The organism is Dokdonella sp. (assembly GCF_036518555.1).
Lineage (GTDB): Bacteria > Pseudomonadota > Gammaproteobacteria > Xanthomonadales > Rhodanobacteraceae > Dokdonella_A.
Genome location: NZ_DATDMY010000287.1, coordinates 1 through 11,035, shown reverse-complemented (window position 1 = coordinate 11,035; position 11,035 = coordinate 1). Strand labels below are relative to the sequence as shown.

Annotated in this window: 11 protein-coding genes, 1 pseudogene and 1 riboswitch; of the genes and pseudogenes, 7 read left to right on the top strand and 5 right to left on the bottom strand. The window is 69.3% G+C overall.

Annotated elements, in window-relative coordinates; all coding sequences use genetic code 11:
* Positions 1–1,907, bottom strand: a 1,907-nt coding sequence (locus VI238_RS15630; RefSeq protein ID WP_331653019.1) for a transcriptional regulator, incomplete at its 3' end; no start/stop codon positions are given.
* A 228-nt stretch (positions 1,908–2,135) separates the two neighbouring features.
* Positions 2,136–2,212: riboswitch (Fluoride riboswitch) on the top strand.
* A gap of 73 nt (positions 2,213–2,285) precedes the next feature.
* Between VI238_RS15630 and crcB the strand changes: the two genes are divergently transcribed.
* The 7 genes and pseudogenes from crcB to VI238_RS15600 all read left to right on the top strand — a co-directional run bounded on the left by crcB (position 2,286) and on the right by VI238_RS15600 (position 7,143).
* The gene (crcB, locus tag VI238_RS15625; RefSeq protein ID WP_331653017.1) at positions 2,286–2,663 is read left to right on the top strand and encodes a fluoride efflux transporter CrcB; all 378 of its coding nucleotides are present in this window, start codon (positions 2,286–2,288) and stop codon (positions 2,661–2,663) included.
* A gap of 14 nt (positions 2,664–2,677) precedes the next feature.
* Positions 2,678–3,001 carry a DUF190 domain-containing protein gene (locus VI238_RS15620; protein WP_331653015.1) on the top strand — a complete coding sequence of 108 codons (324 nt, stop codon included), beginning with the start codon at positions 2,678–2,680 and terminating at the stop codon, positions 2,999–3,001.
* Between the two features lie 68 nt (positions 3,002–3,069).
* Positions 3,070–3,846 (top strand): annotated as a pseudogene (locus VI238_RS18780) (TniQ family protein); the annotation flags it as partial.
* Positions 3,847–3,962: 116 nt separating this feature from the next.
* On the top strand, positions 3,963–5,246 hold the full coding sequence (locus VI238_RS15615; protein ID WP_331653013.1) for a M12 family metallo-peptidase: 1,284 nt from the start codon (positions 3,963–3,965) through the stop codon (positions 5,244–5,246).
* A 9-nt stretch (positions 5,247–5,255) separates the two neighbouring features.
* Entirely contained in the window at positions 5,256–5,885 is a 630-nt protein-coding gene (locus VI238_RS15610) for a hypothetical protein (RefSeq protein WP_331653011.1), read from the top strand.
* 378 nt (positions 5,886–6,263) lie between these two features.
* Positions 6,264–6,470 (top strand): hemin uptake protein HemP, encoded by a 207-nt coding sequence (gene hemP, locus VI238_RS15605; protein ID WP_331653009.1) that lies wholly within the window; start codon positions 6,264–6,266, stop codon positions 6,468–6,470.
* Between the two features lie 46 nt (positions 6,471–6,516).
* Entirely contained in the window at positions 6,517–7,143 is a 627-nt protein-coding gene (locus VI238_RS15600) for a hypothetical protein (protein ID WP_331653007.1), read from the top strand.
* A 43-nt stretch (positions 7,144–7,186) separates the two neighbouring features.
* Here the strand turns inward: VI238_RS15600 and VI238_RS15595 are convergent, their stop codons facing one another.
* The 4 genes from VI238_RS15595 to bioF all read right to left on the bottom strand — a co-directional run.
* Positions 7,187–8,182: a multidrug resistance efflux transporter family protein gene (locus VI238_RS15595; protein WP_331653005.1), complete on the bottom strand. Its 996-nt coding sequence runs from the start codon at positions 8,180–8,182 to the stop codon at positions 7,187–7,189.
* Positions 8,179–9,081: a malonyl-ACP O-methyltransferase BioC gene (gene bioC / locus VI238_RS15590; RefSeq protein ID WP_331653003.1), complete on the bottom strand. Its 903-nt coding sequence runs from the start codon at positions 9,079–9,081 to the stop codon at positions 8,179–8,181. The genes VI238_RS15595 and bioC overlap by 4 nt, the downstream gene beginning before the upstream one ends.
* The gene (bioH, locus tag VI238_RS15585; protein ID WP_331653001.1) at positions 9,078–9,839 is read right to left on the bottom strand and encodes a pimeloyl-ACP methyl ester esterase BioH; all 762 of its coding nucleotides are present in this window, start codon (positions 9,837–9,839) and stop codon (positions 9,078–9,080) included. The genes bioC and bioH overlap by 4 nt, the downstream gene beginning before the upstream one ends.
* 6 nt (positions 9,840–9,845) lie before the next feature.
* Positions 9,846–11,035: 8-amino-7-oxononanoate synthase (gene bioF / locus VI238_RS15580; RefSeq protein ID WP_331652999.1), on the bottom strand; the 1,190-nt coding region annotated here is incomplete at its 5' end.

The window sequence follows — 11,035 nt, the reverse complement described above, 5'->3', positions numbered from 1 at the left end:
GCCTGCTCGCGCGGCGTCTCCGCCTGCCAGCTCGTCTTGAGCACTTCGCCGGCCTCGTTGGCGGCGCGCGCGGTGTCGCCGTCCGCGAGCGCCTCGCGCGCGGCGATGATCCGAGCCGAGCCGAGCAGCGCTGCGTCGCCCGCGCGCGTGGCGTCTTCGAGCACGCCGGCCAGCAAGGCGCGTGAATCCGTGGTGCGCCCGTTCGCCGCGAGCACGTCGACGCGCGCGAGCGTCGCGTAGCGTCGCCACTGCGGATTCGGCTCGCGCTCGACGAGCTCGCGCAGGCGTGCTTCGCCCGCGAGCGCCGCGGCGGGGTCGAGCAGGTAGAGCTTCGCGTACGCGGCGGCGACGCGGGCGAACAGCTCGCTCGTGCGGTCGTGGAAGTTCGCCAGTTGCGCCGCGCCGCGCTCGAGCAGCGGCAGCGCTTCGGCGTAGCGGTCGCGGCGCGCCTCGAGGATGCCGAGGTTGGCGTCGATGCGCGCGAGACCGAGCCGGTCGCCGACGCTTTCGAGCACCACGCGCGCCTGGGCGAAGTCGGCGACCGCATCGTCGAAACGGAACTGCGCGCTGCGTGCGATCGCGCGACCGGTCAGGGCGCGACCGAGCTCGGGTGAGGGTGCCGCGTCGCCGAGCAGGGCGACGACGCTGTCGGCGCGGCGCTCCACGGCGGCATAGTCGTCGCGCCGCAGCGCGATGTTGCCGAGCCCGTTGAGCACGCGTGCGCGGAACAGCGGGTCGTCGTCGGCGGAACCGGCGCCGAGCAGCGCGTCGAACGTCGCCTGCGCCGCGTCGAGGCGGCCGCTGCGGAAATCGATGTCGGCGCGCCGGAAACGCACGTCCGCCCGCGCCGACTGCTCGGGGTCGAGCGTGTCGAGCAAGGCGCGCGCGGTATCGAGCTGGTCGGCGAGGATCGCAGCCTCGACCTGCTGCAGCACGCCGTTGAGCGCGCGTTCGCGCGGCGGCAGCACGTCGTCGTCGCGCGGCGGAACGAGGCCGAGCTGCGCCGCGGCGCGATCCGCGGCGATGCGCGCGGCCTCGAGCAGCTCGCGTGCCTCGCCCTCGGCGAACAGCGCGGGCGTGCGCCCACGCAGGCTCTGCACGCTCACGCGCCAGTACCCTCCCGACAGCGCCGCGTGTGCGCGCAGCACGACCGCGGCCGTGGAGGCCTCGGCGATCTGCTGCAGCTGGGCAGCATCGGGCTCGCCGGCGCCGAGTTCGCGCGCGAGCGGGATCACGTTGTCGCTCGGCACCATCGCCTGGCCGGCTCCGCGCAAGCGGTCCGCGATGAGATCCATCACGCCGAGCCGTGCCCAGCCGTACTTGGCATCGGCCTCGACGACCACGGGAAGCAGCAGGGCGAGGTTCGCGTGCGACGTCGATGGCGGCGCCGGCGCGTGCGACCGCCACCATGCGCCCGCTGCAACCAGCGCGCAGAGCACGATGCCGAGGACGATCGCCGGACGGATCGCGCGCGCCGGACGCGCCGGCGCGGCTTCCGGGTGCGCGCCGCTGCGATCCGCGGGTTCGTTCGCGTGGGCGCCTGCGCTTGCGGCGGACGCGCGCGACGACGTCGGCTGCGCCGGCCGCGCGTCCTCGACGGTTTCGACCGCCGCGACCCACGCGTAGCCGAAGCGCGGCACGGTCCGGATCATGCGCCGATCCTCGTCGGTGTCGCCGAGCGTGCGCCGCGCACGCAGCATCACCTGGTCGAGCAGGTTGTCGCTGACCTCGCTGCGGCCCCAGACTGCGGCCATCAATTCGTCGCGGCCGACCGCGCGCGCGCGGTGTTCGATCAGGTACGCAATGCAGTCGAACGCCTTCGGCGGCAGGCTGAGCAGCTCGTCGCCGCGCCAGAGTTCGCGCCGCGCGGGATCGAGCCGGAATTGGTCGAAACGGAACTGGAGCACGCGTGCGCTTCCCGCCGATGGTGCGCGCGCAACCGCGCGCACGCACGATGGTAGCGGTGGCGCTGCCCGCGGCGAAGCTTCGCGGCAACGCATGCGATCGTCCGCGCCGACCGCGCCGCGGCCGATGCAGTGCGCGCGGAGGTCGAGGCTTGAATGCGGTTCGGTTGCCCTGCCGGCGTGAAGCGGCGCGGCGTCGCCGTGGACAGCGTCGTCCTCGCGCGCTAGGCTCGATCCAGCGGAGATGGCATACCTCCGGCCCGCAACGCGGGCGAACCGCCGCTTCGGCTGATGATGCCTGCCAAGCCCAACGGGCTCGCGCAGGCGTCGTATTTTCCATCGACGACACCGCGCGTGCCCTCGACAGGAGGAGTTCGTCCCGTGGAGGCCGTGTGCATCTTCGTCGGCGCGGGGCTCGGCGCATGGCTGCGCTGGGCGCTCGGGCTGCTGCTGAATCCGGTGTTCCCCGCCGTGCCACTCGGCACGCTTGCCGCGAACCTCGTCGGCGGCTTGCTCATGGGCGTCGCGCTCGGCGTGTTCACCGAACTGCAGACCTTGCCGCCCGCGCTCCGCCTCGCGGCGACGACCGGCTTCCTCGGTGGCCTGACGACCTTCTCGACCTTCTCGGCCGAAGCGGTCACGTTGATGCTGCGGCAGGAATACGCCTGGATGTGCGCGCTCGTCGCCGCGCATGTCGGGGGTTCGCTCGTCGCCACGCTCGGCGGCATGCAGCTCGTGCGCCGCTGCTTCGAGTCCTGAACGGGGCGTCGGACATGACCGGATACCACCTGCGCTTCTATACCGTCGTCGGTCGCCGCCTCCAGCACGCACTCGTCTACGAGTGGCTGCTCGAGCAGGCGATGAAGATCGGCATACCGGGCGGGTCGGTGTTCCGCGCGATCGCCGGCTACGGGCGGCACGGTCGGCTGCACGAGCAGCACTTCTTCGAACTCGCGCAGGAGCCGATCCTCGTCGAGTTCCTCGTCAGCGCCGAGCAGGCCGACGCGCTGCTCGCGCTCGTCCGCAAGGAGGACCTGGCATTGTTCTACGCGAAAGTGCCGGCCGAGTTCGGCATCGTCGACTCCGCCGCGACGTGAGGTGTGAAGTCAGCATGCCCGCCCGCGTGAATCGTTGACTAGCGCGGTATCAGAGGCACGATGAATCGCTCTCAAGCTTCTTGGATGCCGCCGCACAGTCGTATGGGATCCGTCGGATAGTCCTCGTACGCGAATTATCCGGCGGCCGAGCGCGCCGCGGTGCTGATCTGGATGCGGCCGAGCCCATATCGCTCTGGCTGGCAGCCGCGGAGCGATTCGGCATTTCATCGGATGAGATTCTGAAGCGTGCCGTGCGGGAGCCCTATTGGTTGCTTCCATCCTATGCGCGGACTGCGTATTGCCCCTTGTGCTTCGAATACGACCTCACGCGTCAGCGGACGCCCTACTTTCGGCGCGAATGGAGCTACGGACTCGTTACCCTATGTCTCAGACATCGCGCGCTCCTGCGCGAATGGCCCTCGCGGATGGACGGGCAGCGCCTCCTTCCCAAGGATTGGCTCATATCATCGAACCCGAGTCGAGAATCCCCCGCGTTCTTCAATGCCGCGTTACATGAAGCAAAGTGCAGTAGCGAAAGACCGCTTCCGGAATGCCTTGCCATACTCAAGGGCTTCCAACGCGTATGCGAGATGGCGGGACTCACGGGCGGCCGTGCGATACCTGCCACCGCAGAGATCGAACGTCGACATCGCATTCGTCATTTCCTCCGCAAGGCACTCGGAAACCTTGAACCTCCGGCGGAGTTGCGGCAGGGCCACCTTGCCTTACCCGATGTTCCTCAGGTGCGACTCGCGCGCCGGTCGCGTCCACTGGGACGTTACGGCGAATCTGGGCCGCTTCCAAAGTCGCCTTCAGAGACGTGGTGTGGCGGCGTTCGCTCCTGATGCCGCTAGCGATCGAGGAGTTGAGCACGCGGTAGCCTCGTGTAAGAAATTTCTTACACGTCTGGCAAATGCGGTCATGTATAGTACTTGCGGGGAATCAAGCGCACAGGGGATCCATGTTTTTCCGCAAAGTAGCGTTCGCTGCTCTGGTCCTTGTTGCCGCAAATCCGGCGCGGAGTGGAGTCCAGACACAGTCGTTTGTGGTGGTGCCTTCCGGTCCGGGGACCACCGTGTTTAGTTCCGTCGGCTCAATCAGTGCGCCCATGGCGGAGGCGGGTCCGCGCGCAACGGCGTCCTGGCCGGTGACGTTGGATGAGCAGTTGCTCGGCACGCTTCCGGCGACACTGGATATCAATCTGCCTGGTCGCCCCCTAACGACGTTCGCTCGCCTGAGAGGTGAGCGCCGTGGTGGCAACGCCCTGCTCTGGACCGGTCAAAGCAGCGACTGTAACGCGATCTTCAGTGTCGCCCCCTCCTTCAAGAAGGGAACGATCTCATGCTCTAGCGGCCAATATGGCATCGACCAGACTTCTTCAGGAGCTCTTCGGCTAAGTCGGTACGACAATGCGGGCGGTGGAACGAGCTTCGAACCCGCACCATTCGTTCCGTTGTCGGCGGGCGCAACGACCTTGGGAGATTCGAAGGGAACGACGGACCAGACCGTCGACATCCTTGTCTTGTTCAACGGCTCCTTCACCACCTTGAACATCTGGTCGACGGCGCAGTTCGCGGTCGATCAAACGCAACTGGCGATGGACAGTAGCACCAGCCCTGGCCAGCCGAACATTGCTGAAGTGAGGCTGGCAGGCGCGCAACGAATTTCGCGCACCGTCTACAACGAGCCCAGCCACGACCTGTCGTTCTTGCAAAGCGACACTCAGATCGATGCGCTCAGAAACTATTGGGCTGCAGACGTCGTCGTTTACATTACGACCGGAACGGGGCCCGTGCTTGGGATCGCGTACATGCCACAGGAGAGCGGTCTCCCTGCGCCGGGGCCTGCATTCGCGCCCTGGGCGTATGCGGCAGTTCTACTGGACTACGCGACGAATACGGGGGACTACGTCTTTGCACATGAGTTCGCCCACACGTTCGGTGCGAACCACAACCCGGACCACTTGCCCGCCAACCCTACGCCTGTCCGCTCCTATGCCTTCGCTCATTGGGATGTAGAGACGGAACTGGACAGGGGATACATAACGATTATGTCCTACATCAACGAGTGCACCGGTCATCCGTGCGAGCGACTGCTTCACTACTCGAATCCGGACGTCTATGTGGACTGGTTTCACACCGGTCTTGGTACGAGAGACAACGCCCGACTCATCAAGGAGATCGCGCCGATCCAGGCCCAGTACCGTGCTAGTGTAGGGCGCATCTTCGCGAGCGGCTTCGAGTAGGAGCTTTCAATGACGAGCGCATGGGTTCGGCTGTGCGGCTTCCTACTCGCCTGCGCCGCCGCAAATGAAAGTATGGCCGGCAGCGTGCTGCTGCCGGCCGATGTCGCTGTCACCTTGACGGCTACCCCCAGTTCGAATCTCAACGCAGGTCAGCGAATCACTATGGTGATTTCGGTGACGAACAATGGTCCCGATCCAGTCGATCGTGTCGTGCTGCTCAGCTCAGCGATCTACAACGAGCTCGACACGACGACGGCGTCCGCCGACTGCGCGGGGAATCTGGTCCTAGCCGTCGTCGATCTCGGAAGCAGCTTCTACTATATGTACACGTGGTCAGCCGCAACGGCGGCGACGCCAATCGCACCTGGTGAATCGCGCGGCTGTACGTTGAACATCGACTACACGGCGATGGCTCCGCCTATCTTCCCCGTAACATTCGGGTTTCCGAACTGGCTATCTGATCAGAATCCCTCGAACAACACGGCAACAGCCACCCTGTTGGGAGCGGCCGCATCTCCCGCGGCGCCCGTGCCCACTCTGTCTGCGTGGGGCGCTGCTCTGTTGGCCACGACAATTGCCTTGGCGGCTCGCGCTCTTTTCTCTTTGGTGGGCAGCGATCGTGCTCACCGTTCCGGTTGAGACGCGCGGCTTGCATCGCGATCGCCAGCTGCGGGCGCAAACGAGTGCCAACGTACGTCCGACCGTCGACGGTCGCCTTGGGAGCATCGTCTCGACGGATTCGATGCGTATGCGACTTACGATGATGCACGGTCCCAGAAGACTTCGAAAGCGAGATACTCTCGTACAACGATCTATGGGCTGCATACTGAGCGGTTGCCCGAAATCGCGCTACTGACATGATTTCGACCAACTGACAGCTTTTGCCGTCGTCGGACTGACAGGCATTGGCGGAACTAACACCGTGGCCGGGCGCCAAGGCAACATCGATCAACGGGTTGACACGCTAATGCGAATCGTTATCATTTGCGTCGAGCCGTACAACCCGGAGTGATCGCGATGCTCGATTCGACGTCCACCGCGCAAGCCTTCCCGCTCGATGCCGACGCGCCCGCGGCGGCGCGCCCCGTGGCGATCACGCCGCGTGCGGCGCGGATCAGCAGCAGCACGCTGCTCGCTGGCGGACGCGAACTCGTGATCGATCATGCCGGTCAGGAATACCACCTGCGCCTCACGCGCAACGACAAGCTCATCCTCACGAAATGAAGCGGCCAATCGACCGCGGTCGCCGCAACCCGGGTCGAGGCCGACGATGATCGCATTCGACGACGACCGCACCGCGAGGGTTCCGCCGCACGCGGAGCCGCGCTTCCCGGCGACGCCGTCGCCGCGCCTCGACCTCGCGCGCCTCGCCGATGCGCTGCCGAAGCTCGGCCCCGTGCTCTGGCTCGAGCGCGGGCCATCCGCGCCGGAAGCGGCCGTGAGTGCGCGCGCGGGCGACGTGGTCCTGCTCGATCACCCCGCGCTCGGCGTGCTCGCGCGCTGCACCGAGGTCGCGATCCACGAAGCGGTCACGCCGAACGGTCCGCGCGAATGGCTCGCGTTCGACGATGCCGGTGGCCAGGCGCGCGCGAAGCTGTTCCTGCTGCCCGACAGCGACTTTCTTGCCTGGGACACGATGGCGGCGCGCGGCTGTGCGCCATCGCGCACGGCGCCGACCCGCTGGAGCGCGCACCGTGCCTTCCTGCGCAATGCGTTCGCGCGACTCGCGGGTGCCTGGCGTGCGCGCCTGCTCGAGTTCGACCAGCGCCGGCTACCGTGGCTGCGCACGCTCGACGCCCATGCGCCGCTGCGCATCTCGCTGCTCGGCCTCGAATTCGCGCGCACGATCGCGCGCGACGAAGGTGCGCAGTTCGTCTCGCCACTCTACGCCGCCTGAGCCGCGACTCGCGATCGCATCGACGCGCCGATCGCGCGCCGGGTCACGCGCCGCGGTCGCAGTGCAGCGCGCGCGTCGCGCGGCGGTCGCCCGCGGCACTGCGGCCGACGAGGATGCCGAGCGCGACGATGCCCGCGACGACGAGCAACGCGCCGCAGGCAGCCCAGCCATGGGGAACGGCCTCATCGAGGAACAGTACGCCGAGTACGCTCGAGAACAGCAGCTCGGCCGCCTGCATCGCCTCGACCGCACCGAGCGCGGCGGGATCGTCCTGCACCATCGCGGTCGCGCGGAAGAACAGGATCGTCGCGATCGTACCCGTCAACAAGGCGACGCCGGCCGCGAGCAGCAGCTGCATCGGCGCGGGCGCGCCGGCCGCGTGCCCCGCGTAGGCGGCGACGAGCCACCAGAACGGCTGGCTCGCGAGCGTCATGCCGAACACGCGCTGGGTCGCGTCGAGCTGCTCGCCGGTGCGCTCGAGGTGGAGCAGGATCGCGCGGTTGCCGAGCGGGTAGAGGAAGGCCGACAGCGCCACCGCGCCGAGGGCGAGCCACGCGTCGCGATCGAGATGGCCGTGGAAATGCGCCCCCTGCATGAGTGCGACGCCCAGGACGATCACGCCGCCGAATGCGAGCGCCGCGCGCGGCAACCGCGCACGCGCGTCGCGATAGAGCAGCGGTGCGAGCAGCATGCCCGCGATCACCGTGAGCTGGAACGTGCCCGCGACGAGCCACGCGGGTGCGAACGCCGCGGCCCAGGTCAGGCATACGCAGAACAGGCCGAAGCCGATGCCGCTCCACGCGAGCCACGCGGCCGGATGCGCGCGCAGCGCCGACCACACCGCCTCGAAGCCGCCGCGCCAGGCGAGCACGAGCGCGAGCATCGGCAAGGTCAACAGGTAACGCAGCGCGGCCGACCACGCCCAGTGGCCGCCCGCGCTCGCCATCGCGCGGTTGAGCACGTACGTCGCGGTGAAGAACAGCGCGGCAGCGAGCCCGAGCGCGACGGCAGCGAGCGCCCTGCGCGACGTCCTGCTCATGGCCTGCGCCGGCTGCCGCGCAGGCGCTCGAGCGGGAAACTCGCGACGTCGCCGCCGCGATCGCGGCGCGGCTGGCCCGGCGCGGGCGCTCGCGCGATCGCGTAGACGACTTCGTACGTCGCGGGCAGCACTCCGTCGGAGCGGAAACGCTCGTACGCGGCCTCGACGCGGGCGAGGTGCGCCTTGCCGGTCAACGAGCGCTGGCGCCGCGCGTCGGCGTTGGTCGCTCCGATCGCGCGCAGCTCGCGCATGAGGCTGCGCGCGTCCGCGTAGGTCAGCGTGAAGTCCTCGCGCTCGAGCACCGGGTCGCGAAAGCCGCTCGCGAGCAGGCCATCGCCGATGTCGTGCATGTCGATGAAGCGGCTCACGTGCGGTGCCTGGTCCACCTCGGCGAACGCGGCGCGAAGCTCATTCAGCGTATCGGGGCCGAAAGTCGAGAACAGCAGCAACCCCTCCGGACGCAGCACGCGACGGAATTCGGCGAGCGCGAGACCGGGGTCGTCGCACCACTGCAGGCACAGGCTCGAATGGACGAGGTCGACGCTCGCGTCGGCGAGTGGCAACGCCTGCGCGTCGGCGCAGACGCGCGAAAGGCGGCCGGCAGCCTCGTCATCGCGCGCCACGCCGGATCCCGCGCACCCGACCTCGCGCAGCATCGGCAGCGCGAGATCGAGCGCGATGAGCTCCGCGTGCGGGTAGCGCGCACGCAGCGCGACGCAGCCTTCACCGGGGCCGCAGCCGACATCGACGATGCGGCGCGGAGATACATCGGGAAATCCGTCGAGATGTTCGCGCAGTCGCGCCGCGACCTCCGCCTGCAGCGGCGAATGCGCGGCGTAGCTGCTCGCGGCACGGCCGAACGCGCGCCGGATGTGCGAACGGTCGAGACCGGCGCTCACGCGGGCAGCTCCGCCGCGAAGGCGACGAGCGCGTCGGCGATCGCCGGCGCGAAGTCGAGGAAGGGCGCGTGGCCGCCGTTGAACTCGAGGTGGCGCGCATCGGGCGCGTGCTCCGCCGCCCAGCGCATCGCGCCCGGCGGTACGAGCCGGTCGCGCCGGCCGCCGATCCACAGGCTCGGCATCGCGAGCCCGCCGAGCGCATCGCGCAGGTCGTTCGCGTCGAGCGCGGCGAGGCCGTCGCAGAGCGCATCCAGGCGCGGCTCGCCGCGCGCGAACACGATCTGCTTGAGTTCGCGCAGTTCCGCCTGCGCGTGCGTCGAGCCGAGCGTCTCGAGCGCGAGGAAGCGCTCGATCGCGTGCCGGTAGCGCGCGTGCAGCTCGCTCGCGAACTCGCCGAACACGGTCGTCGCGACGCCGTGCGGCCAACCGGGCGCGGCGACGAAGCGCGGGCTCGATGCGAGCATGACGAGGCCGCGCACGCGCGTCGGTGCGTCGAGCGCGGCGCGCAGCGCGACGAGGCCGCCGAGCGACCAGCCGACCCACAGCGCGCGCGGCGTCGCCGCGGCGATGCGCCGCGCGCTGTCGACGACGTCGAACCGCGTCTCGTCGCGGCCGAGGCCGTGGCCGGGCAGGTCGACGAGGTGGACCCTGAAGTGCGGCGCGAGTGCCGCGAGCAGTGGCGCGAAGATGCCGCCGTGCATCGCCCAGCCGTGGATGAGCACGAGGTCGACGCCGTCGCCGTGGGTTTCGATGTGCATGCGTGGTCAGGCCTGCGTTGCGAGGGACGGTTCGCGCACGCGGGCCGCCGCGAGCGCATCGAGCAGGCGTTCGACGTCGCCCTCGGCGTGCAGCACGGACAATGCGATCCGCAGTCGCGCATGGCCCTTCGGCACCGTCGGCGGCCGGATCGCGGGAACGAAGAAACCGGCTTCGGCGAGGCGCTGCGAGCATACGAGCGCAGCCGCGCTGTCGCCGACGACGACCGGCTGGATCGGCGTGCGCGACTCGGGCAGCGCGATGCCGCGCGCGGCGGCGCCTTCGCGGAAATGGGCGACGAGGCAGCGCAGGCGATCGCGGCGCCAGTGCTCGAAACGTGCGATGTCGATCGCGACGCGCGTCGCCGCGGCGAGCGCGGGCGGCAGCGCGGTGGTGTAGACGAAGGTGCGTGCGGACTGCACCAGACCGTCGACGAGCGTCGCGCCGCCCGCGACGAATGCGCCGGCGACGCCGAGCGCCTTGCCGAGCGTGCCCATGAGCACGGGCACGTCGTCCTGCGAGAGGCCCGCTTCGGCCACGCTGCCGCCGCCGTCGGCGCCGAGCACGCCGAGGCCGTGCGCGTCGTCGACCATGAGCGTCGCGCGTTCGGCACGCGCGAGCGCGGCGAGCTCGCGCAGCGGTGCGACGTCGCCGTCCATGCTGAACACGCCGTCCGTCGCGAGCAGCGCGGCGGCCTCGGGGCGCGTGCCGAGCTGGCGCGCGGCGCTCGCGACATCGCCGTGCACGTAGCGCTTGAGCGTGCAGCCCGCGAGCCGCGCTGCGTCGAGCAGGCTCGCGTGGTCGAGCCTGTCCTGCACGCACAGGTCCTCGCCGTCGAGCAACGCGGAGACGACGCCGAGGTTCGCCATGTAGCCGGTCGAGAACAGCAGCGCGCGCTCGCGGCCGGTCCAGCGCGCGAGCGCCTGTTCGAGTTCCGCGTGCTCGTCGCGGTGTCCGCCGAGCAGGTGTGCCGCGCCCGCTCCGACGCCCCAGCGCGCCGCCGCGCGCGCGAAGGCCTCGCGCAATGCCGGATGCTGCGCGAGGCCCAGGTAGTCATTGCTCGCGAAGTTGAGCAGCCGTCGGCCCTCGACGATGATGCCGGCGCCGTCCACCGCATCCACGCGGCGCAGACGGCGCAGCAGCGACGCGCGTGCGCGCCTGGCCTGCTGGTCGTCGAGGCGAGCGAGCAGGTCGGGAC